Origin of the sequence: Paenibacillus lactis (assembly GCF_017873605.1) — a bacterium.
Lineage (GTDB): Bacteria > Bacillota > Bacilli > Paenibacillales > Paenibacillaceae > Paenibacillus_AQ > Paenibacillus_AQ lactis.
In genome coordinates this window covers 26,679-53,426 of the sequence record NZ_JAGGKI010000027.1, presented here as the reverse complement: position 1 = coordinate 53,426, position 26,748 = coordinate 26,679, and the positions used below count along the sequence as shown (strand labels likewise).

The window sequence follows — 26,748 nt, the reverse complement described above, 5'->3', positions numbered from 1 at the left end:
GCAGCTATTAATATGAAGGAGTGAGCCTTAATGTCTTCACTGGATCCGGTATTAATGAGCCGGATATTGACCGGTTTGACCCTGTTTGTTCATATCGTGTTGGCGACGATCGGGGTGGGCATCCCGATTATGCTGGCACTGGCCGAATGGAGGGGGATCCGGACGGGAGATGACCATTATACGCTGCTGGCGAGGCGGTGGGCGCGGGGATATGTCATCACGGTTGCGGTAGGGGTCGTGACAGGGACGGCGATCGGACTGCAACTGAGCCTGCTGTGGCCGACCTTTATGCGCGTAGCCGGCAAGGCGATTGCACTGCCGTTGTTTATGGAGACCTTCGCTTTTTTCGTGGAGGCGATCTTTCTGGGCATTTATTTGTACACCTGGGACCGGTTCAAAAATAAATCGACGCATTTGCTGCTGCTCATTCCCGTAGCCATCGGCTCATCCGCTTCGGCTTTCTTCATTACCAGCATGAACGCCTTCATGAATCAGCCGCAAGGGTTTGAGCTGGTTGACGGCGTGTTCACGAACGTGAATCCGTTTGTCGCGATGTTCAATCCGGCAACGCCGACGAAGGTGAGCCATGTGCTGGCCTCCGCGTTTACGACGAGCGCAGGCGTGCTGGCAAGCATTGCGGCTTTTAGCCTTCTTAAGGGAAGCACGCATGTATATTTTAAAAAGGCGCTGAAGCTGACCGTCGTCTCCGCCTTCGTATTTGCAGTTGCCACGGTGGCCATCGGGGACTTCTCGGGCAAATTTTTGGCCAAATACCAGCCGGAGAAGCTGGCGGCGGCGGAGTGGCATTTCGAGACGATGACGAGGGCGCCGCTCATTTACGGCGGCATCCTCGATGAGAATCATGAGGTCAAATACGCTTTGAAAATACCGTACGCGCTCAGCATTTTGGCAGGCAACAACCCCGCAACGAAGGTCATCGGGCTGAACGAGTTCCCCGAGGATGAACGGCCGCCGCTCTCGGTCCATTATTACTTTGATCTCAAGGTGACGATCGGGGCGCTTCTCGTGCTGATTCCGCTGTTATATTTGTTTCGCCGCAAGCTTCCGGGCAAAAAGCCTTATCCAAAATGGCTGCTGCTCAGTATAGTGGCATTAGGGCCTTTAGCGATGTCGGCGATTTGGCTGGGGTGGTTTTTGGCGGAGATCGGAAGGCAGCCGTGGATCGTGCGCGGCTACATGAAGGTGGCGGACGCGGCGACAACCTCCACCAGCGTCGGCTGGATGCTGCTCCTGTTTATCGTATTGTATCTTGTGCTGTCGGTGTCTGCGATTCGCGTGCTCAGCCAGCTGTTCCGGAACAAGAGCGCCGAAGAGGAAATCCGGGCGCTGGGACTTGAAATCGAAGGAGAGGACCGCGCATGAGCTATGCAATGGTAGCCATTACGATATTATGGACATTTCTGTTCGGTTATTTGGTCGTTGCTTCGATTGATTTCGGCGCGGGCTTCTTCAGCTTTTACAGCGTGCTCACCGGACATCGGAACAAGATCCACAACATTATTCAGCGGTACTTGTCCCCCGTATGGGAAGTGACCAACGTCTTTCTGATCTTCTTCGTCGTCGGGCTGGTCGGCTTCTTCCCGGACGCGGCCTTCTATTACGGAACTGCGCTGCTCGTGCCCGGCAGTTTGGCGCTTGTCCTGCTTGCCATCCGCGGAGCGTATTACGCTTACCATACGTACGGGAGCCAGACCGAGACCCGGACCAATAAAGTCTATATGGCCCTGTACGGGGCGACAGGACTCCTCATTCCGGCTGCGCTGTCCACGATCCTCGCGATCTCCGAGGGGGGAATCATTGATAAGGATAACGGGAAGGTTGTGCTTCATTGGTACAGCTTCTTTACGAATCCGTACACCTGGTCCGTCATTATTTTGGCGCTGGTGAGCGTGCTGTATATCTCGGCGATGTTTCTGACCTACTATGCCCAGCGGGCAGGGGATGAGGTTGCCTTCGGGATCGTTCGGGGGTATGCGCTGGCATGGAGCGGGCCGACGATTCTCGCATCCTTATTCGCCTTCTTCCAGATCAACCATCAGAATCCGGTGCATTTTCAGAACATGCTGCATATGGCCTGGATGTTTATTGCTTCCTTCTTATGCTTCTGCATCGCCGCTTATCTCGTTTGGAAAAAAGTCAAGCTGGGCCTGGCCTTTGTCATGGTGGTGCTTCAATTTGCGTTTGCCTGGTATGGATACGGCAGGTCGCATTTGCCGTACATTCTATACGATTATATTCACGTCCATGAGAGCATCACCAACGATACGATGGCAGTCGCGCTCATCACCGCATTTGTGCTGGGGCTGTGCGTGCTGATCCCATCGCTGATCCTGCTGATGCGCCTGTTCCTGTTCGATGCGAATTACATTCGCGGCAAATCCGCGAAGAGAGGGTGAGACGATGGAGGATTTCGGTATCTTTGTCGCCCCGTTTCTGACCGTAGCGGCAGCCGTGGTGTTCCTGGCCGTCTATGTCGTCAAATATAAGGACCCTTCAGATTAATCAGGGGGAGTATTATTCGCGCCGGCGATTTGCTGATTCGCTGCATTTCATTTGCGTTATAAGAAACAACAAAGCGCAAAAGTTGAGCGGATAGGCCGGTACAGGGTACAATACTGGATATGGAAGGAGGAGGCTGCATGCCAAAAGTCCGCTATAACAATATCGATAATGTCAGCACGGACAAAACGTTAAAGCAGTTTAAGCAGTGGCGTGACGAGCGCCGTCAGAAGAAGAAGGACTATTCGTACGTCATTCCGAACCTGACGCCGGATTTGCCGTATTTGCACAGCAACCGGCACGAAACCTCCGTTACATGGGTCGGGCATGCGACCTTTTTCATTCAATATGAAGGTATGAATATCGTTACCGATCCGGTATGGGCGCGGAGAATGGGATTTACAAAAAGGCTCGGTGAGCCCGGAATTCCGATTCAAGACATTCCACCGGTCGACGTCATTCTGATCTCGCATTCGCATTACGATCATATGCATTTTGCGTCCATTCGGAAATTGTACCGGTCCGAGACAACGATTATCGTCCCGGTCGGACTGCGGCGCAAGATGGTCAGAAAGGGCTTTCGCCGCGTGATCGAGCTGCAATGGTGGGAATCGGCCACGATCGGCAGCGTGAAAATATCGTTTGTCCCGACCCAGCACTGGACGCGGCGCACGCCGTTCGACACCAATACCTCGCATTGGGGAGGCTATGTGCTGGAGCCGGCGCAGCAGGAAGGGCGGACGCAAGACGACGGCGCGGACCAGGACAGCTGCGACGTAGCACAGGGTGGGGAAGGAGCACGCCTGCTCCCGCCGAATCTGTATTTTGCCGGGGACAGCGGCTATTTTCAGGGCTTTAAACTCATTGGCGAACGGTTCAACATCCATATCGCCTTAATGCCGATCGGAGCGTATGAGCCGGAATGGTTCATGACCTCCCAGCATGTCAATCCGGAGGAAGCGCTGCAGGCGTTCCAGGACGTAAAGGCCGAGACGATGATCCCGATGCACTACGGAACCTTCAAGCTGGCCGATGATACGGCCAAGGAGGCGCTCGACCGCATGGAGGCGGAACGCCAGCGCCTTGGGATCGCAAAGGAACGCATCCGGGTATTGAAATACGGAGAGACGTTCAAGATCCAGCCGGAATGCCGGAATGCAGAGTCATAGTTCCCTGTCGATGATGCGGGGGGACGCGTGAATTGAATTGGACCTCTCACTATTCGCTGATTGTCAGAGCGGGTGGTGGGAGTTTTTTGTTTAAACTGTTTTTAATCCGCCGATACGCTTCGATAACTGCCGGACTTATGCTATAATGTGCTGTAACCACAGTGAAAAAGGATGGTAATGCGATAATGATCAGTACAAGCGGCGTAACGCTCCGCTATGGCAAACGAGCACTATTTGAAGATGTAAATATAAAATTCACGGCAGGCAACTGTTATGGCCTGATCGGCGCCAACGGGGCGGGCAAATCGACATTTCTGAAAATTTTGTCCGGCGAGATCGAACCGAACCAAGGCGAGGTTCATATGACCCCGAACGAACGCTTGGCCGTTCTGAAGCAGAACCATTATGAATATGACCAATATCCGGTTCTGGAGACCGTCATTATGGGACATGCGCGTCTGTACCAGATCATGAAGGAGAAGGATGCGCTGTATGCGAAGGCCGATTTTTCGGAAGAAGACGGTATGCGCGCAGGTGAGCTGGAAGGCGAATTCGCCGAATTGAACGGCTGGGACGCCGAGCCGGATGCGGCTGCACTCCTGATCGGTCTCGGCATTCCGCGCGAGCTGCATGACAAGAAGATGGCAGAGCTTTCCGGTAACGAGAAGGTGCGGGTTCTCCTCGCCCAGGCGTTGTTCGGACGTCCGCACAACCTGCTGCTTGACGAGCCTACCAACCACTTGGACCTCGAGTCGATTCAATGGCTGGAGAACTTCCTGATGGATTACGAAGGCACCGTTATCGTCGTATCCCATGACCGTCACTTCCTGAATAAGGTATGTACGCATATTGCGGATATCGATTTCGGCAAAATCCAGCTCTATGTCGGCAACTACGACTTCTGGTACGAGTCCAGCCAGCTGGCGCTCCAGCTGCAGCGTGAATCCAACAAGAAGAAGGAAGAGAAGATCAAGGAGCTTCAAGCCTTTATCCAGCGGTTCTCCGCCAACGCTTCGAAATCGAAGCAGGCGACGTCGCGGAAGAAGCAGCTGGAGAAAATCACGCTGGAGGATATCCGTCCTTCCAACCGGAAATATCCGTTCATTAACTTCAAGCCTGAGCGCGAAGCAGGCAAGCAGCTGCTGACCGTTGACGGAATCACCAAGAGCGTCGAAGGCGAGAAGGTGCTGGATAATGTCAGCTTCGTGGTGAACAAAGGGGATAAAATCGCATTTGTCGGGCCGAACAGCTTGCCTAAGACGACGCTGTTCCAGGTCATCATGGGCGAGACTGAAGCCGAATCCGGCGAATACAGCTGGGGGGTTACGACAACCCAAGCCTATTTCCCGAAGGACAACTCGGCGTATTTCGATGGCGTGGATCTGAACTTGGTCGAGTGGCTGCGCCAGTATTCCAAAGACCAGGACGAGACATTCCTGCGCGGATTCCTCGGACGCATGCTCTTCTCCGGCGAAGAGGCTTTGAAGAAGGCCAGCGTATTGTCCGGGGGCGAGAAGGTCCGCTGCATGCTTGCCAAGATGATGCTGAACGGCGCGAACGTGCTTGTGTTCGATGAGCCGACGAACCACTTGGATTTGGAATCGATCACGGCCCTCAACAACGGGCTGATTGATTTCGACGGAACGATTCTGTTCACTTCGCATGACCATCAGTTCATTCAGACGATTGCGAACCGGATTATCGAGATTACGCCAAGCGGCATCATCGACCGCGTCATGAGCTATGACGAGTATCTGGAGAGCGAAGAGATCAAAGCTCTTCGTGAACGCATGTATGCTGTAGAAGCTACCTCGTAATAACGCCGCGCCGGGTCCTCCCGGCAAGGGAACGTGAGGTACGATTAAAAAATGCTGCATCTCTTCATGAAAGAGACGCAGCATTTTTTTTCGCGTTTTCGGATAGCAGCGGTGGCAGGCTCTTTTAGGAGCCGCCGGTGCGGCGACGCTGATTGTTTGGTTTTTTGTTATTTTGGCTTTTCAGTTTAGGGGTTTGGCCAGGCTGGAACTGCCCCGGTTTGCCGGCAGCCGAGTTCTGCTGCTTCTTCTGCTCCAGCTTTTGACGGATGGCATCCGCCAAATTGATTTTTCGCGATTCCTGATTCTCGGGCATGGGATCACCCTCTCCTTCGTGGTTTAGCTGTTCTCATTTTATTCGTTTTTAAAACCCCCCGCAAGGGTAACAATAATTAATACTGTTTTTTACGAATGACCCGGGCTCGATGCGGTACATCCGGTGAAGGCGCTTATTAACATCGACGCGCAAGAATAGCCATAGCCGATGTGAATATGGATAGGATCAAGAGGTTCGCTTCATGCTGCCTTGTTAAGCTGAGTTAAAGGAGAGACGCGCATCGTGGATGTCTATGAGAATATAAAAAAGGGGGAGCGCGGGGCATGGGTCAGCATCGGGGCATACCTGGCGCTCTCGGCATTTAAAGTTGTAGGCGGCAGCGTATTTGCCTCCAGCGCTTTGCTTGCCGACGGCTTTAACAATATGACGGACATTGTAGCTTCGGCAGCCGTATTAATCGGCCTGCGCATCTCCCGAAAGCCGCCCGATTCCGACCATGCTTACGGGCATTTAAGAGCCGAAACGGTCGCTGCACTGATCGCATCATTTATCATGGCGTTTGTCGGAATTCAGGTGCTGGTTGAGGCGGGGCGGTCTTTTTTTGAAGGGGCCAAGCAAATCCCGAATGTATGGTCTGCGGGCGTGGCCGGCATTTCCGCGATCGTGATGCTGGGTGTGTACCGGTATAACCGGAATCTCGCCCGGCGCATAAACAATCAGGCCTTAATGGCTGCGGCCAAGGATAATTTATCGGATGCATTGGTCAGCGTGGGGGCGGCGGTAGGCATCATCGGCTCACAGTTCGGTCTCCCTTGGCTCGACACGGCCGCTGCAATTGCGGTAGGTTTGCTCATATGCCGGACAGCCTGGGGGATATTTAAAGAGTCGACCCACAATTTGACCGATGGCTTCGACGAAAGCCGCCTGTCCGATCTGCGGGCTACGATTGCTAGCACCCCCGGCGTGGAAGGGATCAAGGATATGAAGGCGAGAATCCATGGCAACCGGGTCCTGGTGGATATCGTTATTGAGGTAGATCCTCATATCAGCGTTCTCGAGGGGCATCGGATCAGCGACCGGATCGAGGAAAGAATGGAGAAAGTCCATGACATCATGAGCGTGCATATCCATGTGGAGCCCAAGGGAACTGGATGACCGTGTCCTGAAGCGAATCATAAGCATAAAACGCAAAGAAACCGTTCTGTTATGTAATGCGGGTAAAGGACCCAGCCATTGACGAATGAACGGTTTCTTTTATGCGCTTAATACTTTATTGCTTAGCAAGCAAAAACAGACTTACTAAAAATTATGTGTTTAATAGAGCAGCTCAGCGGCTTTAGATTAATCGACGTAAATCCAAGCGGTACCGAGCCAGGTATAAATTTCAACCCATTCTCCACCGCGAGCGTCTTCAAAGCGATTGCCGGTTGTATCGACTTTTTGCGGTGCCAAAGCGCCGACTTTTTTGCCGTTAGGTGCGTTATAGAAGTAGGTAACCTTGGTCAGCTCATGCATTGGCGTTGGGTTCAGGACCACTTCGTCAGGCTTAATGATCGGCTCTTCCGTATTGTTGTACGTTGCGTTTGTAACCGTTCCGGTGATCGGATCTGCGCTGGCAACGGCTGTAAGGGACAGGGCCAGAGCAAGTGCTGCGGTAATGCCTAAAGTTTTTTTCATCAATAAACTTCCTCCTTGGGACCGTAGAATGATTTGACAAAAACGTAATACCACAATCTGGATAACTTGAATCACTAAATTGTGGATCTTTTCGCTCAAAAAGTGACAAGCCTGTCTTCTTCATATATACTTTGAGACGAAAGAAGCCTATTATACAGCGATATTTTTACTTCGTAAAGGGGGGACTGCGATGGCGCGCCGAAAAAAAAGAGCCGGTCGATTTTTCCTGGTCATCCTGATCCTTTTGCTTGTCGTAGCCGGTGCTGCCGTCTGGTTTGTATATCCTACCCAGACTCTTGATTTAAAGTACCGTACCGTAGATTTCAAGGAAAAGCTGATGACGATGGTTTCGGACCGGGACACCCGCATGAAGCTGAGTATTGAGGAAGTATCACAGCTTAGCAAAAAGAATTTGGTCAAATATATGAATACCCATGACTTGGGCGTCGAAATTACAGGGGCCGATTTTCAAATGAACGGCACCGTGATGACAGCACAAATGAACGGCCGGTATGGCGTGCTGCCCTTTGGTGCTGTTTTGAAATTTCAAATGTCGGCAAGAGGAAGCCATCTCATCCTGAATCACCAATCCACGACAATCCGGGGCGTCGAGGTGCCTCAAAATGTGTTCATGCTGGAACCGATTGAAATCTCGATCAAGGATTATTTGCCGGATTTGGTAACCGTTAAGGATGTTAAGTTTTTATCTGACGGACTGGAGCTGAATTTTTCGCTCGATTGGATGTCCATACCGTCGCTGTTTAAGTAAGCGGATAGGCGAAAGACCCAGAAATCGAATCCATATTCGATTCTTCTGGGTCTTTTTTGATGTCAGGAATTTTTCAGAAAAACCAAGAAAATTAAATATGTAAAGATTGACACGAGTATTTTCGCCTACTATAATCATTAATTGTTTAACAAAAAATCTTTTAGTACTAAAGTATTTAGAGAGCCGTGTTTCGAGAGACCCGGGGCTCTAAATCAATCGGTGCTGGATGGTAAAGGAGCGGGCGGGACGATGCCGATTCGGAATGAAATCCTGGAGTTGGAGATGTTATTCAAGAAGATGCTTCGGACGATTCAGAATGAATGGCAGAAGGAAGGCTTCCCTAAACTAGGCAGGACGCAATATACGGCTTTGGAAAAACTTCATGAGCAGGGCCCCCTTCGGTTGTCGGATTTGGCCGATTCGATTCATGTTACCTGCGGGGCCGTGACCGGTATCTCGGACAAATTGATTGATGGCGGATTTGCCCGCCGTGTTCGGGATCAGGTGGATCGCAGAGTCGTTCATCTTGAAATTACCGAGCAGGGCAGTGAGCTGATTACCCAGCTATCCAAGAAGCGGAATGAATTGAGCGAGATGTTGTACGGTTTTTTGACGGATGAAGAAATTAAGCAGCTCGGCTGCTTGTACCGAAAGATAACAGCGAACATTGAGCATATCCAAGGTAAGCTGTCCACATAGAAAAATCCGTAGTTGTGCAAACTTACTTAAGAAAGAGAGTGAAGCGATGATGAGTACCCATACTGCGGTTCGCCCCGGCGAACCTGTTAAGAAAGGGCCAATTATAGCAGCCCTGATGATCGGCGCTTTCGTCGCCATCCTGAATCAGACCCTAATGAACGTTGCTCTGCCCAGCATCATGGAGAATCTGGCCATTAAGCCGACGGTTGCCCAGTGGCTAACAACCGGCTTTATGCTCGTAAACGGCGTTCTTATTCCTGTAACGGCTTATTTGATCGCGCGTTTTTCGACGAGGCAATTATTTATAAGCGCGATGCTTCTGTTTACGATTGGGACATTGGTCTGTGCCATCAGTCCGAATTTCGCATCCCTGTTGACCGGACGTCTTGTCCAGGCTGCAGGTGCAGGCATTCTTATGCCGCTGATGACAGTTGTGTTCCTGAACATCTTCCCGGTGGAGAACCGGGGCAAAGCGATGGGCATGATGGGTATCGCGATGATCTTTGCGCCTGCAATCGGTCCGACGCTCTCCGGCTACATCGTGGAGCATTACGATTGGCGCGTTCTGTTCTATATGATCCTTCCGTTCTCGGTGATCGCTACGCTGATCGGTATTTTCTTCCTGAAAAATGTCACGGAAGTCAGCCGGCCAAAGCTGGATATGCTTGCCGTCATTCTGTCGACGCTCGGGTTCGGCGGCCTGTTGTACGGCTTCAGTGATGCTGGCAATGACGGATGGTCAAGCACGCCGGTCATTTCGACGCTTGCCGTCGGTACGGTTGCGCTAATCCTGTTCGTGTGGCGCGAGCTTAAGGTCAAGGATCCGATGCTCGAGTTCCGAATCTTCAGATACAATATGTTCACGCTGACCACTCTCATTAACGTCATTGTTACGATGGCCATGTACGCCGGTATGATTCTGCTGCCGATTTATTTGCAGCAAATCCGCGGCTTCACTCCGGTTGAATCCGGATTGCTCATGCTTCCGGGAGCGATCCTGATGGGCATTATGTCCCCGATTACCGGCGCGATCTTCGACCGGGTCGGAGCGAAGTGGCTTGCCGTAATCGGCCTTGCCATCACGGTCATAACGACTTGGGAGTTCAGCAATCTAAGCGAAACGATGTCCTACGGTATGATCATGATCATCTATACGGCCCGTATGTTCGGCATGTCGATGCTGATGATGCCAATCCAGACCGCCGGACTGAACCAGTTGCCACGCAGCCTGAACGCGCACGGAACGGCCATGTCCAACACGCTCCGTATGATTTCCGGCTCGATCGGTACAGCCATTCTCGTAACGGTCATGTCTACGCAAGCTCAAAGCCATGGCGAGGCTTTGATGAAGACCGGTACGTTCGATCCGAATAACCAGGCGGATCTTCTTCGCCTGAGCCATGAGTCTACGATATATGGCATTAACTACGCCTTCGTCATTGCGACTTGGATCGCTGTCGCCTCGCTTATTCTGGCCTTCTTCATTAAGAAGACGAAGCCGGCGAAAGAGCCTGCCCCTTCGGGAACCAAGGAAGCGGCAACGACGGTGTAATGGAACATTACCAGATAACGAACTAAAAACGGGTGTCCCCCCTGCAGCATGGCCGCAGGGGGGACACCCGTTTCTTTTTGTGCAGAGGAGGAGGTTGCCGTTCCTCTTTATGTCTAAGCTGTAAGCAAAGAGCTTCTGATATCACTACATGCTTCGTCTGCGTCCGGTAAATAGAGTAATGATAAACAGGACGACGAAGATGAAGAACAGCACCTTCGCGATGCTGGCGGCAGCTTCTACGATGCCGAAGAAGCCGAAGATTCCTGCGATCAGCGCAATAATCAGAAAGATTACGGACCATTTCAACATAAGGATTCACCCTGCTTTCTGAATTGATTTTTGGAACAGTTTGAAGCAGTCGGATATGGTTCCTTTAGGGTGCCGGCAAGCCGAATATCCGGACCGGCTGGAATCTGACGTGGATCGTCTCTATGCGGCACCCCGCCTTCGTAGTGTTCTTTAACCGCGGCGATCCGAGCTGAAACAAGGCTGCTTGGCCGTATCCCGTGAATAAAGGTGCAGCTGGCCGGAGCTTGTTTCGCGGGCTGAGGGATAGGGTAACTATTGCGTAACCAAAACCAACATACGGGAAGGAGAGGTCGTACATCATGCTAACCCAAATCAGTGTTGCGATCATTGCTGTTGCTTTCGCGGTCCTGGTCGTTTATCTGATCAAGACGTTGAAGGCAGCGACCCAATCGCTCGAAAAAGTAACCCAAACCCTTCAGGAGGTTCGAACCACGATTGACGAATTGAGCTATGAAGTTAAACAGACGATCCGCAACACCAATGATATAACGGTCGATGTTCAGCACAAAATGAAGCAGATCGACCCGGTCATGGACACCGTTCGTAATCTGGGAGAAGCGCTGAGCGAGGTAACCTATGCGGTTAAACAGATATCCGCCGGCATGGTCAGCCGTTTCAAGCAGGCCCGGCTTGAGAAGAAGCAGCCGGTGGAAGCCGAGCAGCCGAAACATCTGCCTCTGACGGCCGAAGAACGTACGTTGCAATCCTATGACGCGGTATACCATCAGCAGGAGCAAAGCAAGCCGTCAAAGAGCCGGAATTGGCTCGCTTACGTAGATACTGCGATCGGGCTGTGGAACAGCTTCCGCCGCCAAAAAGCAAGATAAGCTGACGCTGATGTCAGGATGCCATTTTTACGTAAGCAGTTAAGCGGAAGAAAGGAGGAGGTCGCATGTGGAAGGTCATCGTCTTAGCAGCGGGACTTTTGATGTACTTGGGGGGTGAAGCGGGGAATCCTGCGAACACGGCAGGCATGTCCCCGGGGATCGTTCATGCCGCAGAAGCCGGGCAAGCACACAGCAGCGACAACTCTCCGCAGAGCTACGGATCGTTAAACGGCATAACCTTGACGGATCGCAAGCAGGACGTTATACGCAAGCTGGGAATGCCAGACCAGGTCAAGCGTGATGCTATAAGCGGAGTGACAGAGTTTCATTATAAAGATATGGAAGTCGGGATTCGACGTGGCTTGACCGAGTATGTTCATGTGAAGCCATCGGCCAAAAGCTTCCGGGTTGAGGACCGGTCGGTTGGAATGACTTCGGCACAGATCCGGACGGCGCTGGGCAAGCCGTACTTTAAAGCGGAGGACGGCGATGTATATTTGAACAACGGCCGTGCGCTGAAGGTATTTAAGAATCGTGAAACCGGACAAATAACCGGCGTTGATTTATTTTTCGATTATCTGGAGTAAAAGGTGTTTCAAAGCAGAGCGTTATGGTTAATAACCATTGGACTATAACCTATTATATCGAGTAAATCATCAAATAGGGGAGGTTTTCGTTATGGCATCAACAAATACGAAGTCTTATGCGAAAGTGGTGGAGAACGGGACGCTGGCCGTTCAGGAGGTTCAAAATCTGAGGCAGTCCGGTTATGATAACGACCGCATATATGTACTGGCTCATGATGCGAATCATACGGACCGGATTGCTGACGTATCGGATGCCAGCACGGTAGGTTTGAAGGAGGAAGGGGTAATCGATGCGGTGGCGAATTTCTTCCGCTCGCGCGGCGATGAACTGCGTGCCAAAATCGTATCCCTAGGATTTACGGAGGCGGAGGCGGCTTTCTATGAGAAGCAACTGGATCTTGGCAAAGTGCTTGTTGTTGCCAAAAGAGACGATTGACCTAAGCAGAAGCGGTGTCTGTGTTGATATTGAGGGAAGGCACAAGTATAGCGGGTCAAAGCATAGATAAGGAATGGGACTTTGAGAGGTCTCATTCCTTATCTGTGTTTTGCAAGAATACGTTATGGCCATCCGCTAGACGATGGAAATATCATGGAGAAGAGCCTTTTTCTTAGATGAGAGATTAGGATTATTCGTATAGTATACTAGTAGGAAAAATAGATTTCTTTCGTATCAGAGAGCGTTGAAGGAGAGGACAATGAGAATATTAATCGTGGACGACAATCCGACTAACGTCATTATTATTCGAGAGATCTTGAAGAAAGAGAAGTATCGGGACACGCTATCTGCATCTTCAGCGCTTGAAATGTTCGAGCATCTTGGCCTGGAAGATCACGGAAGGGCGAAGTGTCCCCGAAGAGCCGGGATTGACCTGATTCTGTTAGACATGATGATGCCGGAGATGGACGGAATCGAAGCTTGCCGTATTGTCCAGCAATACGATCATTTGAAAGATATACCCATTATTATGGTCACCGCCGTCGGCGATTCGAAGAAGCTTGCAGAGGCATTGGATGCCGGGGCCGTGGATTACGTGACCAAGCCGATCAATAAGGTAGAGCTCATGGCGCGTATTCGCCTCGCGCTTCGGCTGAAGCATGAGAAGGATTGGCATATTGAGAGAGAGCAGCGGGTCCAGGAGGAACTGAGGCTGGCGGCAAAGGTGCAGAACGCGGTGTTAAGCTCTCCGATTGAAGATGAATTGCTTGAAATTCACGCGCTATACCAGCCTTCGGCAGAGCTCGCCGGTGATTTATACGCGTGGTATCCGCTGGGAGATGGACGCTATGGCGTCATCCTGCTGGATATGATGGGGCATGGGATCACTTCGTCCCTCTTTTGCATGTTCATCGCTTCGGTCCTCAAGGACACGGTGACCACCTATGTTGAGCCGGAGAAGGTCATTCAGGAATTAAACCGCAGGTTCAACCAGCTGCATATCGAGGATCAATTGATCCAGTACTACTTCACGGCCATCTATCTGGTGGTGGATACCCGCCTGAAGCGGGTGGACTATGTAAACGCCGGTCATCCGCCCGCACTTTTCTTTGGGGAAGATGGAAGCGTCCAAACTCTGGATCAAGGCTGCTGCCCGGTCGGTCTGTTCGACCGGATTGACGAGATGGAGCCAAGAAGCCTTCATTACGAGGGCGACGGCCATTTGGTGTTGTACACGGACGGGATATTGGAACAGGTTCCGGGGGGGCATGACGAGAAGCTGGAAGATCTGAAGCAGCATTTGAGCGGCCCTCATCACTGGAGAGAGAACGAAGTCATGGAGCGCTATTTCGTCGACGATCCGTCCCAGGAACGTGAGGATGATAAATGTTTGGTCTGGATCACGCTTAGAGAGAGGGAGAGAACAGATTCATGAAACTTAGAAGCAAGTTAATTATCGGTTTTTCGACCTTGCTTGCCCTTATGCTCGTTCTTACATTGATCGGATACGACCGGGTCAGTTATATGAAAAGCCAGATGGATACGATATATGATGAGCGCTATGACAAGGTTCGGACTTCAAGCGCTCTTCGAGGTGAAGTCAATGACATGGCGCGTTTACTTACAAATGCGGTCATAAGCAATGATCAAGGCACCTTCTCCGTATCAAGGCAGCAGATTGAGACGATGACGGAGGAAGCATTCGAATATTTCAAGTCAATTAGTGGAACCGTCAATACCGCCGAGGAGCAGCAGCTCCTTACCCGGATTGATAAGGCGCTCAATGACTATATCGTGTATCAGAATAAAACGCTGGATCTGCTCTCGAAAGGCAGCTCGGCGGAGGCGAACACACTCCGCAACACCACGGGGCAGACCGTCCAGGAGGAGGCTCTGTCGAGCCTGAATGAGCTGAGTGCCTATCAAAATATGAAAATCTCCGACGATATTGCCGCCGCCCGGGCTGCCTATAACCGTTCGGTCCAAATCTTCATCTATATTATGGCAGGCGGGCTGCTGATCGGGCTTCTGGTTATAGCCTGGATCCTCCCAAGCATTACCCGAGGCATTAATGTGGTATCCATGATGCTGAAGAGCTTTGGGGAAGGCCGCCTGAAGGCGATCCGCCGCATCAAGGTAACGTCGAAGGATGAGTTTGGCGATGTGGCGCGCGTATTCAAGGAACTGTCCGATGACATTTTGGAGAAACAGCAAATTGAGCAATCCTATTTGCAGGCCCAGCAGGATCAATCCTGGATTAACTCGAACATGGCCAAAATGACGGAGCTGCTGCAGGGCATCCATTCGCTCGAAGAAGTCGGGCAGCGTTTCATTAGTGAATTTACGCCGGTGCTTGGCGCGCATTACGGCGCGATTTATATCCGCCAGGAGGACAAGCATCCCAACCGGTTGGAAATGAAAGGATCCTACGCGTACGAGGGAGATGGGGAGCCCAAGGATGCCTTCATGGTTGGAGAAGGGCTTGTCGGGCAGGCGGCGCTGGATAAGAAGCCGATTTTGCTGAATAGCCCGCCTGAAAGCTATATAAATATTCAATCGGCCTGGGGCGCCGCTAAACCAAGCTCCATTATGATTTACCCGCTGCTGTTCGAGGGTGAGGTGCTGGGGGTTGTGGAGCTGGCATCCTTTGAAGAGAGAACGGTGCTGCAGGAGCAGCTGATGTCCCAGCTTAGCGAGTCCCTCGGCATCATTCTGAATAATATTATGGGGCGTCTGCGGGTTGAACAGCTGCTTCGGGAATCCCAGGCGATGACGGAGGAGCTGCAGGTGCAATCCGAGGAGCTTCAGACCCAGCAGGAAGAGCTTCGCCGCACCAACGAAAATCTGGAGGAGCAGACGCAGGCCCTTAAGCGCTCGGAGGATTTGCTGCAGCGTCAGCAGGAAGAGCTGGAGCACTACAATACCGAGCTTGTAGCGAAGACGCGTGCGCTTGAAGAGCAAGTGCAGCAGGTCGAAGAGAAGAACTACGAAATCGAGAAGGCGCGCGAGCAGCTGGAGAAACAGGCGCAGCAGCTCGCAACGACAACGAAATACAAATCCGAGTTCATGGCGAATATGTCCCATGAGCTTCGAACGCCGCTGAACAGCTTGCTGATTCTCTCTCAGCTTCTGACCGAGAATAAGGAAGGAAATTTAAGCGAGAAACAGATCGAATATGCCCAGACGATCTATATGTCCGGTTCCGATCTGCTTAAGATGATCGATGAAATTTTGGACCTGTCCAAAGTCGACGCCGGCAAGATGGAGATCAATTACGAGGAGGTTCAGCTGCCGGAGATCGAAACCTTCGTGGAGCAGAACTTTGCAGCGGTTGCGGCCCGTAAGCAAATCGATCTTCGTGTACGCTTCGGGGAACGAATCCCGGAATCCATCGTAACCGACGGACACAGGCTGAAGCAGATTCTACGCAATCTGTTGTCGAATGCATTTAAGTTTACGACGAGCGGTTCCGTGGAGTTGAAGGTGGAGCTGGCGGATAAAGACCAGCTGCCGCCAAATCTGATTGCGGATGCCGACTATATTGCTTTCTCCGTGCAGGACACCGGAATCGGCATCCCGGCCGACAAGCAGGACTTGATCTTCGAAGCGTTCCAGCAGGTCGATGGCACGACAAGCCGCAAATATGGCGGTACCGGCCTGGGGCTGTCGATTAGCCGGGAGCTCTCACGGCTTCTTGGAGGCGGCATTGTGTTGGAATCGGCTGAGGGACAAGGAAGCTGCTTTACGCTGTTCCTGCCGACCCGCCTGCCTGAAGCAATCTCTCGGAGTAAGGGGGAGGCAGCGGCATCGATCGAGGCGCCAACGACCGAATTGGTAATGCCGAAAGCGAAGCTTGTAGCCAAAGAGGTTAGGCCAGCAGTCCAGGTTGACGACGACCGAACGAATTTAGGACCGACCGACAAGGTGCTCCTTATTATTGAGGATGATATCAAGTTTGCGAATATTTTGCTGGATATGGCCAGAGGCCGCGGCTTCAAAGGCTTGGTTGCCTTACAGGGCGACATCGGCCTGCAGATGGCCAAGTCGTATAAGCCGGATGCCATCATCCTAGATATCCAGCTTCCGGTCATCGACGGGTGGTCTGTCCTTGGCGAAGTGAAGAGCTCGGCTGAGACCCGCCATATCCCGGTGCATGTCATTTCGGTCGTGGATGAAGTCAAGCAGGGGCTTATGATGGGCGCCATCGCTTATCTGAAGAAGCCATCGTCCCGTGAAGCGCTCGAGAACGCATTTACGCATATCGAATCGTATACGGAGAAATCGATGAAGCATCTGCTCATCGTCGAGGATAACGACGTTCAGCGCAATTCGATCATCGAGCTGATCGGCCACGATGACGTGTCCATAACGGCTGTATCCACAGGGGCCGAGGCGCTCAGCGAGCTGCGGAAGAAGCGATATGATTGCATGGTGCTGGATTTGATGCTGACGGATATGACGGGCTTTGAACTGCTGGATCAAATTCGTGACGACGAGGATCTGACGGATCTCCCGATCATTATATACACCGGTAAGGATCTGGATTCGAAGGAAGAATTGCAGCTCCGGAAATACGCAGAATCGATTATTATCAAGGATGTGAAGTCGCCTGAACGGCTTCTGGACGAAACAACGCTGTTCCTGCACCGGGTAGAGGCTGATCTGCCGGAGGACAAACGGAAAATATTGCAGAAGCTTCATAATAAGGAAGAGCTGTTTGAAGGCAAGAAGATTTTGCTCGTAGATGATGATATCCGGAATGTTTTTGCCCTCTCCAGCGTGCTTGAAGGATACAACATGGATGTGACGTTTGCCGAGAACGGCCGCGAAGCGATCGAGCTGCTTCAGGAGAATCCGGATTACGATCTGGTCTTGATGGATATGATGATGCCGGAGATGGATGGCTACGAAGCGATGCGCCGTCTGCGGGAAATGCCTGAGTTCGAGAAGCTCCCGATTATTGCCCTGACAGCTAAGGCGATGAAGGAGGATCGGGCGAAATGCATTGAGGCGGGAGCGTCCGATTATATGAAGAAGCCGATTCAAACCGAGCAGCTTCTGTCGTTGATGCGGGTTTGGCTGTATTCGTAAACGGCTTTTATGGGTAATGAACAAATAGCATAGAAGTCTGCGTTCAAAGAGCCGGTTTTTTCAGCACTTTGAACAACCTCTATAAACATTTGGAAAGCGGTGCAGAGGGTAATGTCATCTAAGGACCATACTGAATCAGAAATATGGAGAGAAGATAACGGCAAGGAGCTGGAGCAGATCGAGATCGAGCTGCTGCTGGAAGGCATCCATCGCTTTTACGGCTATGACTTCCGCAACTATGCCATCCCCTCCCTCCGCCGGAGAATTTGGCATCATGTCCATGCGGAGGGCGTACAGACCATATCGGCGCTCCAGAATAAAGTGCTTCATGACCGCGAATGCTTCCAGCGGTTGGTATATAATCTGTCGATCCCGGTAACGGAGATGTTCCGGGACCCGAATTTGTTCCTGACGTTCAGGCAAAAGGTCGTCCCGCTGCTTCGCACGTATCCGTACATTCGGATATGGCATGCGGGCTGCTCGACGGGCGAGGAAGTTTATTCGATGGCGATTCTTCTTCACGAAGAAGGGCTGTTCGAGAAGTCGCGGATCTATGCGACGGACATGAATTCCCGTTCCCTTCAGCAGGCCAAAGAAGGCGTGTTCGACATCAGACGGATGAAGCAGTATACGAAGAATTATATGGAGGCGGGCGGTACCCGTTCGTTCTCCGAATACTATACAGCGAAATACAATTCGGTTATTTTTCAACCTTTCCTGAAGAAGAACATGATTTTTGCCGAACATAACCTGGCAACGGATCGCTCCTTTAATGAATTCAATGTGATCTTTTGCCGCAATGTCATGATCTACTTCAACGACGAGCTTCGGAATCACGTACACGGACTCTTCCATGAAAGCCTGAGCCACTTCGGGATTCTGGTTCTCGGAGCGAAGGAGTCCATTCATTTCACGGATTATAGCGATTCGTACGAGGCGCTGGATCGAGTCGAAAAAATTTACCGGAAGATTAATTAGAAAGCTTTTCTAGGAGGATTCCATGGGGTTTCACGAACCGATTCATATATTGCTGGTAGATGATCGTCCTGAAAACCTGCTTGCCCTTGAGGCTGTTCTGGACAGCGAACAGTATACGCTGGTTAAAGCAACCTCGGGGGAAGAGGCTTTGAGGTACTTGTTGAAGTATGATTTTGCCGTTATTGTACTCGATGTCCAAATGCCGGGCATGGACGGGATCGAAACCGCAAGACTGATTAAGGCGAGAGACAAGACGAAGGATATCCCGATCATATTCATTTCCGCTAACAGCAAGGAAGCGGAGCATTTGTTTGCCGGTTATTCCGCCAGCGCCATCGATTATATGGTGAAGCCGTTTATCCCTCAAATCTTGAAATCGAAGATCGAGGGCTTTGTCGATATGTATCAGACGAATAAGCGGCTGAAGATTCAGTCGATGCAGCTGCATCAGAAGACGCAGGAGCTTGAAAAAATCAATCAAGAGCTGATCAAGGCCAAGGAAGAGGCCGAGATCGCCGCCAAAGCCAAGACGGAATTTCTGGCCATGATGAGCCATGAGATCCGCACGCCGATGAACGGCGTCATTGGCATGATCGATTTGCTGATGGATACCGATCTGGAGGAGGAGCAGCGGGAGTATGCAACGATTATCCGGAAAAGCGCGGACTCGCTGGTTGCCATCATTAACGATATTCTCGACTTCTCCAAAATGGAATCCGGCAAGATGGAGCTGGAGGAATATCCGTTTGATCTTCATTCCTGCGTACAGGAAGTGTTCGGCCTGTTCTCCGGTGAAGCGGCCAAGAAAAGTCTGGAGCTTTCCTATTACATTGAAGATTCCATTCCATCGATGGTTTTCGGCGATATGGGACGTCTGCGTCAGGTCCTGATCAATCTCGTCTCCAATGCCGTGAAATTTACGAATGAAGGCGGCGTCTATCTGGTCGTGTCGCTCACCCAGGCTGAGGGGGACCAGTTGACGCTTCAGTTTACTTTGAAGGATACGGGAATCGGAATTTCCGCCGAGAAGATGGACCGCTTATTCCAACCGTTCTCCCAGCTGGATTCCTCGATGACCCGCAGATACGGCGGCACCGGATTGGGTCTGGCCATCTGCAAATCGCTGGTTCAAATGATGGGCGGCCAAATCGTCGTGGAATCCAAGGAGGAACAAGGGGCGACCTTTGTGTTTACCATTTGTGTCCGTGCGCATGAGGAGGATAACCACCGTTTGCGGGAAGAGCAGCAGAACTCAAAGTACAGAGTGCGCGGAGTAAATCAACCCAGAATTATGATCGTGGACGACCATCCGATAAATCGCAAGCTGATGGACAGCATGCTTGGCAAGATGGGCCTTCGTGCAGATATGGCAGAGAACGGCAAGCAGGCTGTCGACCTCGCGGCCAGTTCCAAGACCTCCTATGATTTGATCTTTATGGATTTGCAAATGCCCGTCATGGACGGCCTTGAAGCGGCACGTCAGATCCGGGGGTTATGTTCAGAAGAGGACCGTCCGGTGCTTGTGGCCATGACCGCTAATGTGATGGACGGAATCCAGAAGCGCTGCCAGGAGGCCGGGATGGACGAGTACCTGAGCAAGCCGGTCAAATTCAGCTGCGTGGAGCAGCTCTTGTCCCGTTATATTCCTTGGGAATCGGAAGATCAGGGGATGCATGCTTCCCCGATACGGATTGGTAACGCATAGGGCTTGCAGCGGGTACAGCAGGATCTGCGAATTCCCATAAATTAGCTTCGCCGCATTTGCTGCATTCTGATTGAACAAGCAACATATCGGGTTATGAAAAGAGAAAACAAATTTCGGGAGAGAGTGTCTATGAATACAAAAACGAATGATAAGTTCAATGCCAAGACTCATATGAATGATGGTGTATGCACCGTGTTTTTGAGCGGTGAACTTGATTTATCCGTCGCTCCTGATTTTCGGTTGGTCATGGAACCCCTTGTCGGCAACTCTGAAATAGACTTGATCGTCAACATGAAGGAAATGACATACATTGACAGTACAGGCATAGGTATTCTTCTATCGATCCTGAAAGCGAGACACGGCATGCAGGCCCGTTTTGCGGTTGAGGAAGTTCCGCCTCAAATTCAGAAGTTGTTTGATATGACGGGTATTGCGAAGTTCTTTCAGACATAGAAGAATTCCCATAGGAAAGGATCGAAAGAGATGAATTCAGATGTACAAACCGTAACACTGCGTTTGCCGGCCAATGCTGAGTATGTTGATATTGTCAGGTTGAATTTGTACGGGATCGCCTCGAAGATGGGGTTCTCGTATGAGGAAATTGAAGATATGAAGGTCGCCGTGTCCGAGGCATGCAACAATTCGGTACTGTATGCGTATGGGCAGGAAGGCGGCATGGTTGAGGTTCTTTTTCAAGTGGCCGATGAGTCGTTATCCATTACGGTCAGAGACGAAGGGGAGAGTTTTGACAGTGTGGGAACGGTTGGCAGCCCGACCCTCCATGATAAGGATCTCAGCGAGGTCCAGATCGGAGGACTCGGTTTCTATCTGATGGAGGCGCTGATGGATGAGGTGAGCGTAACGAACCAGACAGGGAAGGGAACCGAGATTACGCTGACCAAGCGCCTTGCAAGAAGTGAGGAGCGGGTATGAGTGATAAGGCGACTCCCCCAGAGTCCAGAGATGAAGCCGTAGACTTAATACGGGAATATCAGCAGACGAAGGATAACGACGTTGCAACCGTGCTGATACAAAAATATGAGCCGATGGTAAAAATGGCGGCAGGCAAGATTGCCCGCAATCGCCCCGACCTGTACGAGGATCTGTACCAGGTGGGCCAGATGGCTTTAATTCGCTTGCTTCAACAGTATGATATCAGCTTAGGGATTCCTTTTGAGCCCTATGCCATGAAGAGCATGATCGGTCATATGAAGAACTTCCTCCGGGATAAGTCATGGTATATCCAAGTGCCGCGCCGGATCAAGGAGAAGGGAGCTTTGGTGCAGCAAGCCATCGATGAGTTAATGGTGAAGCTGGAGAGATCCCCTGATGTGAAGGAGATTGCGGAATACTTGGATTTATCGGTTGAAGAAACCGTCGAAGTGCTGGCCGGACGCGAATGCTATCATTATGTATCATTGGATTCTCCGTTATCCCAGGAAGAGACGGGGGCCACGCTTGGTGAATTAATCAGCTCGGATGTGAATGATTTCGATTCCGTGGAGAAGCGCATGGATCTTCAACAGGCGATGAGCCAATTGAAGGAACAGGAACAGAAGGTGCTGCTGTTGGCATTTCAGGAGGGACAGTCCCAGCGGGCAATTGCCCAGCGGCTGGGGGTATCGCAAATGAGCGTTTCCCGTATCCAGAAACGCGCAACGGAAAAACTGAAGCAGATCATGTCGAGCAATCTCTACTGATATGGACAAGCCTCGGGATGACAGAAGCAGAAGTAACGGCATATAAGGCATGCTTTCCCCTCAATGAGGATAAGCGTGCCTTTTTTGGAATTAATAAAGATATACGCTCATAAGTGGAGGTGGGAGATGATGCTAAGACCGGATCAAAGCGATGGCCGTGATGTATATTCATTTGCAGGAGGATGGACGTGGTTTGATGTCCGGACGAATGACTGGCTGTCTCCGTGGATCGGCGAGCTCCGGATGCAGTACCCCTATTCGGGGGAATGGTTTGACCTTGCCTCGTCTTTAAAGGGGCGGAATTACTTGTCCGTCCGCTTTAAAGGGGGAGTGGAGCCCGTTCTTATGGGCACGATGCTTTACCATGTTACGGAGGGGGCTCCGCAGGTCAGCCGTTCGGAGCAGTTTTATTTTTATGTGGAAGACGGGATTCTGATCACGGTTAATCTGGATGATTACACACGCAGTGCCATGGCTGAGGAGGACAGGAGATCGATGCTCCATCAGTGCGAGCGGCCGATCGATGGTCTCTGTGTTCTTGCCCGTACCATCCTGCATTATTTCCATGAGGGTATGGATCGTTTCGAAGGGAATCTTCGCCTTGTGGAGCAAGACATGCAGAAGCACAACCGGCGATCGCTATTGGACCGGATTTTGACAGCGCGGTTTGAGCTGCTGGATTGGAACAACTTGTTCATTCCGTTTCAAGAGCTGATTGCGGCGATGAAGGAAGGATATCATGACAGCCTCGAAGGCAGCCGTTCTTTTCAGCAGCTTCGTCACCGGGTGGAGAGGCTTGAGCAGCTGTTCCGCCATTATGAGCGGGAAATCGATACGCTGGTATCGATTGATGATGCGGTGTCCAGCTTCCGGGGCAATGAGATCATGAAGACGCTGACGATTTTTACGGTCGTGTTTACACCACCTACCGTGATCGGTGGGATCTGGGGGATGAACTTCGAAAATCTTCCAACCATTAAAACATCATGGGGATTTACCGTGATCATCCTGATTACCCTTATATGGATGTCAGGCATCTATCTATGGATGCGGAGTAAGGGATGGACAGGGGATCTGCTTCGGGTGAAGTCCAGAGATAAAAATATATAAGATTCATCATAACATCTTCAAGATAACGAACAAAGGTCCCTTCCTAGGGCTTGCAGCCAACCTTAGGAAGAGACCTTTCGCTTTATGGGTTGCATGGAACAAGGGATAAGAAATCCGTCAACGCGGTTACCTTGCCTGATCGACATAGCCTTGCAGATCCGCTATAAAATCGCCGATCATCGGCACGTTGACGAAGAAGCTGAGAATGTAGCCGAGGAGACCGAGGACAAGCGCAGTGCCTAAGGTCAAGCCAAGCCCCCGGGCAAGCCCTGCCGTCAGATTAGCGATAATGCGTTTCTTGGGGTTCATGTAATTGTCGATCAAATCCTTCATCTCGGACTTTTCCAGAGTCCCCGCGATTTTGTCGAGCCGCGAGTTCAGCTTCTTCACCTCGTGCCGGAGCTCAAAGGGATGCTCCTGCACATCCTCAGGGACGGCAGCCTTCCGTTCTTCCTCTCTCGTCCGCGATTCGTAGCGCGGCCTACGCTCGCTTCGAGAAAGGCCGGCGAAACGCGACCCGCTATCATACGGATTTGCTTTACTCATGGATTTCCCCCCTTTCATGATGGGATATTCAATGAAGACATCTTTCGGCTGAAAAAAAGCTTCCCGGCCGGAACAACAATGGCCAGCTTTAGTCAGCTGGCCATGAAGCGACCTAATTCGGCCGTTTGTCGAAGGCTTAGTAATTCGTCGTTTGTTTCAAATCGCGGTTGACGTCGGAGGAGGTTTCCATCGCCTTGTCCTTCACATCTTGAGAGGCCTTGGATACCTCATCGGATACATCCGCAGACGCCTCCTTGATACTGGACATCACGCTGCTCCGGCCTTCGTTCACTGTGGCCATGACTTCCGAGGCCTTGCTGCCCACGGTCTTGGCCAGCTCGGTTGCTTTATCGCTTACCGAACTGCAGACCTCTTTGGTTTTATCGGTCACGACACTCAGCTTCTCGGACAGATCCCCGCGAAGCTCACGTCCTGGCTTTGGTGCGAACAGCAGCGCTGCGGCAGCGCCCACCAACGCTCCGATAAATACACCTTTGAAAAATGGAGAGCCGCTTTGAACTGGATATTCTTGTTCTGTGTGATTCATAACTTTCACTCCTTTAAGTTAATATAATGTGGAATATGAATACGAGACTTTAGGCTGTGCGTCGTTTAAACAATTTGGCAACGAGGCCGAGCAGGAACACGAAGATGGCGGTTCCGATAACGGCTGGGACGATCGCAAATCCGCCAATGACAGGGCCCCAGGCTCCAAAGAGCCACGGTCCGATCCAGGCGCCGATGAAACCGGCGATCATGGACCCGACGATACCGCCCGGCATTTCATGACCAACCAGCGCATCTCCGATAATCCCGATGATAATTGCCATGACGATGCTAATAACTATGCCCCACATAAAATCGCCTCCTTTTCAGAGCAATGACTTTCGAGTGGGCTTGCTTATCTCGTATTTAAACGGGAGCCCTGACCGTGAAACAAGATCAACAACAATCGACAATGAAATTAATGTCCGCCCGTTGTGGAATTTTGGCTCATGCCATTTGCTGATATTTGTCTTATACTGAATACAGATTTGCAAAAATTCAGGTTCATTGTCGGATGCGCTGTCAATATGACTCAAAACCTATTCACATAGGAATGCGCTGTATACGGAATATAGAAGGAGTTCATGCTCATGGAAAATGTATTGGTTCAAGAATATCGGGCGGACATGGTGGAGTGCGCCCACAATGGACATATATGTATCGTGAATGAGGAAGGAGCGATACAGGCATATACAGGCGATCCGGGTTTTGTCGCGTTTACCCGTTCTTCCGCTAAGACGCTTCAAGCGATTCCTGCCATTCGAGGAGGAATGGCGGAGTTCTACGGATTAACGGACGAAGAAATTGCCATCATGGTCGCTTCGCACCGCGGGGAGCACCGTCATATTGAAGTGCTTCAGCAATTCGCGCGCAAGGTGAACATTCGTGAAGATCTTATGGTTTGCGCACCCAGCTGGCCGCTTGATGATGCAAGCAAGGAAAGCCTCCTGCGCACAGACGGAGACCGGAGCCGCTGGTATCACAATTGCTCAGGCAAGCACTACGGCATGCTCGCATATTGCCAAATGGCCGGCCTGCCTTTAAGCGGCTATGACCAGCCGGATCACCCGCTGCAGCAGGAAATCCTAAGAACCATCGCCGATCTCGCCGGGCTTGCTCAAGGCGACATTCGAACGGGAACCGATGGGTGCGGGCTGCCGGTGTTCGCCATGCCGCTGCAGGCGCTGGCGACGGCCTACATGAAGCTGGCATGTCCTGACCGGATCAAGGACGAGGCAACAAGAGAGGCTGTGCTGACCATAACGTCTGCGATGAACGCATCCCCGTTCATGGTAGCCGGCAGCGGCAAGGTCGATACGGTTCTTCTGGAGGATAGCAACATTGTGGCGAAGGGCGGTTTTAAAGGAGTGTACTGCTTCGGTCTTAAGAAGGAAAAACTAGGTGTTGCCTTTAAAATCGTTGATGGATCGGAGGAGGAGTGGGGCTGGATTGCAAAATCCATCTTGGAGCAGATCGGTTATGCCAATAAAGAGACCATTTCGCGCTTGGCGCAGGCATTCCCGACCGACATTCTGAACGACAGCGGCCGCAAGGTCGGCAGGGCGGAGACGGTCTTCAAGCTGGGCCACGGTCCTAGTCCGAACTGATTAGATCAATTTCCGCCGGGGTATTGATTAATAAAACGGCGGAGGTGAACCGAGCATGATCAAAATCATGACGGCTGCGGAAAGACATACAACCCATCATAACGGAATACACGGTGAATTCAGCTTTTCCTTTGGAGATTATGTGGATCCGCATAATGAGCATTTCGGGAGCTTGCTGGCTCATAATGAATATAAGCTGGGTCCGCTGGAGGGCTTCGATCGAAGATTTCACCATGACCTGGTCATCGTTTATGTCGTGCTTGAGGGAATGCTGACGTATGAGGACGACACCGGCAATCAAGAATTGAAACCGGGGACCGTACATGTCGTAAACACGGGATCCGGCGTATATCATGCCGAAAGAAACAGCTCTCCCGCGGCGGATGTATCGTATTTGGAGATGTGGTTCCTGCCGGCCGAACCGGGTCTTCCATCCAGTTATCATGAAGGTGCTTTTGCAGGGCAGCCGCAGAATCCACTGTCTCCGATCCACATAACAGGAAGCGGGGCGGGGAGCCTGCCGATGACATTGGATGTGAAGATGTACAGCGGCAGGCTGGAGACCGGACATGAACTGACGTTGCCGTCCGAGGATCGAAGGATCCATGTATATGCCATTAGCGGCCATGTCGAAATCACGACGGAGGAAGGGGTGTTCGACCTTACCTCCGGAGATACCGCTCGAATTCAGAAATGCGATAAGGTCAAATTTCGCGGGAATGCGAGTGAAGGCTTCTCGGAGATGATGATCATTGACATGCCATAGGGATGAACCCAATAAGCCCCCGGTGCTCGTTTAGGACAGGTGAGCATCGGGGGCTTTGGTATG

At 51.4% G+C, this 26,748-nt stretch carries 28 protein-coding genes; 22 read left to right on the top strand and 6 right to left on the bottom strand.

The window, feature by feature from the left end; genetic code table 11:
• The first annotated feature begins 30 nt into the window (after nt 1-30).
• The 5 genes from J2Z18_RS28110 (at nt 31) to J2Z18_RS28095 (ending at nt 5,506) form a co-directional block, all read left to right on the top strand.
• Nucleotides 31-1,383 (top strand): cytochrome ubiquinol oxidase subunit I, encoded by a 1,353-nt coding sequence (locus J2Z18_RS28110; protein WP_007131693.1) that lies wholly within the window; start codon nt 31-33, stop codon nt 1,381-1,383.
• Nucleotides 1,380-2,417: a cytochrome d ubiquinol oxidase subunit II gene (locus tag J2Z18_RS28105; RefSeq protein WP_028405764.1), complete on the top strand. Its 1,038-nt coding sequence runs from the start codon at nt 1,380-1,382 to the stop codon at nt 2,415-2,417. The genes J2Z18_RS28110 and J2Z18_RS28105 overlap by 4 nt, the downstream gene beginning before the upstream one ends.
• 4 nt (nt 2,418-2,421) lie before the next feature.
• Entirely contained in the window at nt 2,422-2,523 is a 102-nt protein-coding gene (gene cydS / locus J2Z18_RS31090) for a cytochrome bd oxidase small subunit CydS family protein (protein ID WP_007131691.1), read from the top strand.
• 137 nt (nt 2,524-2,660) lie between these two features.
• Nucleotides 2,661-3,689, top strand: coding sequence for an MBL fold metallo-hydrolase (locus J2Z18_RS28100; RefSeq protein ID WP_007131690.1), 1,029 nt, complete (start codon nt 2,661-2,663; stop codon nt 3,687-3,689).
• A gap of 185 nt (nt 3,690-3,874) precedes the next feature.
• Complete coding sequence (locus J2Z18_RS28095) at nt 3,875-5,506, top strand: ABC-F family ATP-binding cassette domain-containing protein (protein WP_028405765.1); 1,632 nt, start codon at nt 3,875-3,877, stop codon at nt 5,504-5,506.
• 124 nt (nt 5,507-5,630) lie between these two features.
• Here J2Z18_RS28095 and J2Z18_RS28090 read toward each other — a convergent pair whose 3' ends face one another.
• The gene (locus J2Z18_RS28090) at nt 5,631-5,819 is read right to left on the bottom strand and encodes a hypothetical protein (RefSeq protein WP_007131688.1); all 189 of its coding nucleotides are present in this window, start codon (nt 5,817-5,819) and stop codon (nt 5,631-5,633) included.
• Nucleotides 5,820-6,059: 240 nt separating this feature from the next.
• Here J2Z18_RS28090 and J2Z18_RS28085 point away from each other — a divergent pair, with 240 nt between their 5' ends.
• The gene (locus J2Z18_RS28085; RefSeq protein WP_028405766.1) at nt 6,060-6,935 is read left to right on the top strand and encodes a cation diffusion facilitator family transporter; all 876 of its coding nucleotides are present in this window, start codon (nt 6,060-6,062) and stop codon (nt 6,933-6,935) included.
• A gap of 186 nt (nt 6,936-7,121) precedes the next feature.
• Here the strand turns inward: J2Z18_RS28085 and J2Z18_RS28080 are convergent, their stop codons facing one another.
• Nucleotides 7,122-7,457 carry a hypothetical protein gene (locus J2Z18_RS28080; RefSeq protein WP_028405767.1) on the bottom strand — a complete coding sequence of 112 codons (336 nt, stop codon included), beginning with the start codon at nt 7,455-7,457 and terminating at the stop codon, nt 7,122-7,124.
• Nucleotides 7,458-7,647: 190 nt separating this feature from the next.
• Between J2Z18_RS28080 and J2Z18_RS28075 the strand changes: the two genes are divergently transcribed.
• The 3 genes from J2Z18_RS28075 (at nt 7,648) to J2Z18_RS28065 (ending at nt 10,477) form a co-directional block, all read left to right on the top strand.
• On the top strand, nt 7,648-8,226 hold the full coding sequence (locus J2Z18_RS28075) for a hypothetical protein (protein WP_007131685.1): 579 nt from the start codon (nt 7,648-7,650) through the stop codon (nt 8,224-8,226).
• Nucleotides 8,227-8,475: 249 nt separating this feature from the next.
• Nucleotides 8,476-8,925 (top strand): MarR family winged helix-turn-helix transcriptional regulator, encoded by a 450-nt coding sequence (locus J2Z18_RS28070; RefSeq protein ID WP_007131684.1) that lies wholly within the window; start codon nt 8,476-8,478, stop codon nt 8,923-8,925.
• A gap of 49 nt (nt 8,926-8,974) precedes the next feature.
• Entirely contained in the window at nt 8,975-10,477 is a 1,503-nt protein-coding gene (locus J2Z18_RS28065) for a DHA2 family efflux MFS transporter permease subunit (RefSeq protein ID WP_144870100.1), read from the top strand.
• A gap of 144 nt (nt 10,478-10,621) precedes the next feature.
• On the opposite strand, the gene J2Z18_RS28060 is transcribed toward J2Z18_RS28065, so the two are convergent.
• Nucleotides 10,622-10,786 carry a DUF1328 domain-containing protein gene (locus J2Z18_RS28060; RefSeq protein ID WP_007131682.1) on the bottom strand — a complete coding sequence of 55 codons (165 nt, stop codon included), beginning with the start codon at nt 10,784-10,786 and terminating at the stop codon, nt 10,622-10,624.
• 299 nt (nt 10,787-11,085) lie between these two features.
• On the opposite strand from J2Z18_RS28060, the gene J2Z18_RS28055 reads away from it, so the two are divergent.
• The 11 genes from J2Z18_RS28055 (at nt 11,086) to J2Z18_RS28005 (ending at nt 23,220) form a co-directional block, all read left to right on the top strand.
• The gene (locus J2Z18_RS28055) at nt 11,086-11,613 is read left to right on the top strand and encodes a DUF948 domain-containing protein (RefSeq protein ID WP_007131681.1); all 528 of its coding nucleotides are present in this window, start codon (nt 11,086-11,088) and stop codon (nt 11,611-11,613) included.
• 65 nt (nt 11,614-11,678) lie between these two features.
• On the top strand, nt 11,679-12,200 hold the full coding sequence (locus J2Z18_RS28050) for a hypothetical protein (RefSeq protein WP_144870059.1): 522 nt from the start codon (nt 11,679-11,681) through the stop codon (nt 12,198-12,200).
• A gap of 91 nt (nt 12,201-12,291) precedes the next feature.
• Complete coding sequence (locus tag J2Z18_RS28045) at nt 12,292-12,636, top strand: YflT domain-containing protein (protein WP_007131679.1); 345 nt, start codon at nt 12,292-12,294, stop codon at nt 12,634-12,636.
• A gap of 259 nt (nt 12,637-12,895) precedes the next feature.
• Nucleotides 12,896-14,071, top strand: coding sequence for a SpoIIE family protein phosphatase (locus J2Z18_RS28040; RefSeq protein ID WP_007131678.1), 1,176 nt, complete (start codon nt 12,896-12,898; stop codon nt 14,069-14,071).
• Complete coding sequence (locus J2Z18_RS28035) at nt 14,068-17,727, top strand: response regulator (RefSeq protein WP_210095665.1); 3,660 nt, start codon at nt 14,068-14,070, stop codon at nt 17,725-17,727. Before J2Z18_RS28040 ends, J2Z18_RS28035 begins: the two co-directional genes overlap by 4 nt.
• A 111-nt stretch (nt 17,728-17,838) precedes the next feature.
• Complete coding sequence (locus J2Z18_RS28030) at nt 17,839-18,705, top strand: CheR family methyltransferase (protein ID WP_028405770.1); 867 nt, start codon at nt 17,839-17,841, stop codon at nt 18,703-18,705.
• Nucleotides 18,706-18,727: 22 nt separating this feature from the next.
• Entirely contained in the window at nt 18,728-20,410 is a 1,683-nt protein-coding gene (locus tag J2Z18_RS28025; RefSeq protein ID WP_210095664.1) for a hybrid sensor histidine kinase/response regulator, read from the top strand.
• Nucleotides 20,411-20,539: 129 nt separating this feature from the next.
• On the top strand, nt 20,540-20,863 hold the full coding sequence (locus J2Z18_RS28020) for an STAS domain-containing protein (protein ID WP_007131674.1): 324 nt from the start codon (nt 20,540-20,542) through the stop codon (nt 20,861-20,863).
• A gap of 30 nt (nt 20,864-20,893) precedes the next feature.
• The gene (gene rsbW, locus J2Z18_RS28015) at nt 20,894-21,343 is read left to right on the top strand and encodes an anti-sigma B factor RsbW (RefSeq protein ID WP_144870063.1); all 450 of its coding nucleotides are present in this window, start codon (nt 20,894-20,896) and stop codon (nt 21,341-21,343) included.
• Nucleotides 21,340-22,110, top strand: a complete 771-nt coding sequence (locus J2Z18_RS28010) for a sigma-70 family RNA polymerase sigma factor (RefSeq protein ID WP_007131672.1) — start codon at nt 21,340-21,342, stop codon at nt 22,108-22,110. Before rsbW ends, J2Z18_RS28010 begins: the two co-directional genes overlap by 4 nt.
• Nucleotides 22,111-22,239: 129 nt before the next feature.
• A complete protein-coding gene (locus J2Z18_RS28005) occupies nt 22,240-23,220 on the top strand; it encodes a magnesium transporter CorA family protein (protein WP_040739907.1) in 981 nt (326 codons plus the stop codon).
• Between the two features lie 126 nt (nt 23,221-23,346).
• Here J2Z18_RS28005 and J2Z18_RS28000 read toward each other — a convergent pair whose 3' ends face one another.
• From J2Z18_RS28000 to J2Z18_RS27990, 3 genes are all read right to left on the bottom strand, one after another.
• On the bottom strand, nt 23,347-23,766 hold the full coding sequence (locus tag J2Z18_RS28000; protein ID WP_144870065.1) for a DUF5665 domain-containing protein: 420 nt from the start codon (nt 23,764-23,766) through the stop codon (nt 23,347-23,349).
• Nucleotides 23,767-23,902: 136 nt separating this feature from the next.
• A complete protein-coding gene (locus tag J2Z18_RS27995) occupies nt 23,903-24,313 on the bottom strand; it encodes a YtxH domain-containing protein (RefSeq protein ID WP_007131669.1) in 411 nt (136 codons plus the stop codon).
• Nucleotides 24,314-24,362: 49 nt separating this feature from the next.
• Nucleotides 24,363-24,623 (bottom strand): GlsB/YeaQ/YmgE family stress response membrane protein, encoded by a 261-nt coding sequence (locus tag J2Z18_RS27990; protein WP_007131668.1) that lies wholly within the window; start codon nt 24,621-24,623, stop codon nt 24,363-24,365.
• A 279-nt stretch (nt 24,624-24,902) separates the two neighbouring features.
• On the opposite strand from J2Z18_RS27990, the gene J2Z18_RS27985 reads away from it, so the two are divergent.
• Together J2Z18_RS27985 and J2Z18_RS27980 are read left to right on the top strand one after the other, a co-directional pair.
• On the top strand, nt 24,903-25,919 hold the full coding sequence (locus J2Z18_RS27985; protein ID WP_144870067.1) for an asparaginase: 1,017 nt from the start codon (nt 24,903-24,905) through the stop codon (nt 25,917-25,919).
• A 55-nt stretch (nt 25,920-25,974) separates the two neighbouring features.
• Entirely contained in the window at nt 25,975-26,685 is a 711-nt protein-coding gene (locus tag J2Z18_RS27980) for a pirin family protein (RefSeq protein ID WP_007131666.1), read from the top strand.
• Nucleotides 26,686-26,748 lie beyond the last annotated feature (63 nt).

What these genes read in the sequence shown, in the direction of transcription:
- J2Z18_RS28110 (WP_007131693.1), top strand. Translation starts at nt 31, where the DNA reads ATGTCTTCACTGGATCCGGTATTAATGAGCCGGATATTGACCGGTTTG.
- J2Z18_RS28105 (WP_028405764.1), top strand. Translation starts at nt 1,380, where the DNA reads ATGAGCTATGCAATGGTAGCCATTACGATATTATGGACATTTCTGTTC.
- cydS (WP_007131691.1), top strand. Translation starts at nt 2,422, where the DNA reads ATGGAGGATTTCGGTATCTTTGTCGCCCCGTTTCTGACCGTAGCGGCA.
- J2Z18_RS28100 (WP_007131690.1), top strand. Translation starts at nt 2,661, where the DNA reads ATGCCAAAAGTCCGCTATAACAATATCGATAATGTCAGCACGGACAAA.
- J2Z18_RS28095 (WP_028405765.1), top strand. Translation starts at nt 3,875, where the DNA reads ATGATCAGTACAAGCGGCGTAACGCTCCGCTATGGCAAACGAGCACTA.
- J2Z18_RS28090 (WP_007131688.1), bottom strand. Translation starts at nt 5,819, where the DNA reads ATGCCCGAGAATCAGGAATCGCGAAAAATCAATTTGGCGGATGCCATC.
- J2Z18_RS28080 (WP_028405767.1), bottom strand. Translation starts at nt 7,457, where the DNA reads ATGAAAAAAACTTTAGGCATTACCGCAGCACTTGCTCTGGCCCTGTCC.
- J2Z18_RS28075 (WP_007131685.1), top strand. Translation starts at nt 7,648, where the DNA reads ATGGCGCGCCGAAAAAAAAGAGCCGGTCGATTTTTCCTGGTCATCCTG.
- J2Z18_RS28070 (WP_007131684.1), top strand. Translation starts at nt 8,476, where the DNA reads ATGCCGATTCGGAATGAAATCCTGGAGTTGGAGATGTTATTCAAGAAG.
- J2Z18_RS28065 (WP_144870100.1), top strand. Translation starts at nt 8,975, where the DNA reads ATGAGTACCCATACTGCGGTTCGCCCCGGCGAACCTGTTAAGAAAGGG.
- J2Z18_RS28060 (WP_007131682.1), bottom strand. Translation starts at nt 10,786, where the DNA reads ATGTTGAAATGGTCCGTAATCTTTCTGATTATTGCGCTGATCGCAGGA.
- J2Z18_RS28055 (WP_007131681.1), top strand. Translation starts at nt 11,086, where the DNA reads ATGCTAACCCAAATCAGTGTTGCGATCATTGCTGTTGCTTTCGCGGTC.
- J2Z18_RS28050 (WP_144870059.1), top strand. Translation starts at nt 11,679, where the DNA reads ATGTGGAAGGTCATCGTCTTAGCAGCGGGACTTTTGATGTACTTGGGG.
- J2Z18_RS28045 (WP_007131679.1), top strand. Translation starts at nt 12,292, where the DNA reads ATGGCATCAACAAATACGAAGTCTTATGCGAAAGTGGTGGAGAACGGG.
- J2Z18_RS28040 (WP_007131678.1), top strand. Translation starts at nt 12,896, where the DNA reads ATGAGAATATTAATCGTGGACGACAATCCGACTAACGTCATTATTATT.
- J2Z18_RS28035 (WP_210095665.1), top strand. Translation starts at nt 14,068, where the DNA reads ATGAAACTTAGAAGCAAGTTAATTATCGGTTTTTCGACCTTGCTTGCC.
- J2Z18_RS28030 (WP_028405770.1), top strand. Translation starts at nt 17,839, where the DNA reads ATGTCATCTAAGGACCATACTGAATCAGAAATATGGAGAGAAGATAAC.
- J2Z18_RS28025 (WP_210095664.1), top strand. Translation starts at nt 18,728, where the DNA reads ATGGGGTTTCACGAACCGATTCATATATTGCTGGTAGATGATCGTCCT.
- J2Z18_RS28020 (WP_007131674.1), top strand. Translation starts at nt 20,540, where the DNA reads ATGAATACAAAAACGAATGATAAGTTCAATGCCAAGACTCATATGAAT.
- rsbW (WP_144870063.1), top strand. Translation starts at nt 20,894, where the DNA reads ATGAATTCAGATGTACAAACCGTAACACTGCGTTTGCCGGCCAATGCT.
- J2Z18_RS28010 (WP_007131672.1), top strand. Translation starts at nt 21,340, where the DNA reads ATGAGTGATAAGGCGACTCCCCCAGAGTCCAGAGATGAAGCCGTAGAC.
- J2Z18_RS28005 (WP_040739907.1), top strand. Translation starts at nt 22,240, where the DNA reads ATGCTAAGACCGGATCAAAGCGATGGCCGTGATGTATATTCATTTGCA.
- J2Z18_RS28000 (WP_144870065.1), bottom strand. Translation starts at nt 23,766, where the DNA reads ATGAGTAAAGCAAATCCGTATGATAGCGGGTCGCGTTTCGCCGGCCTT.
- J2Z18_RS27995 (WP_007131669.1), bottom strand. Translation starts at nt 24,313, where the DNA reads ATGAATCACACAGAACAAGAATATCCAGTTCAAAGCGGCTCTCCATTT.
- J2Z18_RS27990 (WP_007131668.1), bottom strand. Translation starts at nt 24,623, where the DNA reads ATGTGGGGCATAGTTATTAGCATCGTCATGGCAATTATCATCGGGATT.
- J2Z18_RS27985 (WP_144870067.1), top strand. Translation starts at nt 24,903, where the DNA reads ATGGAAAATGTATTGGTTCAAGAATATCGGGCGGACATGGTGGAGTGC.
- J2Z18_RS27980 (WP_007131666.1), top strand. Translation starts at nt 25,975, where the DNA reads ATGATCAAAATCATGACGGCTGCGGAAAGACATACAACCCATCATAAC.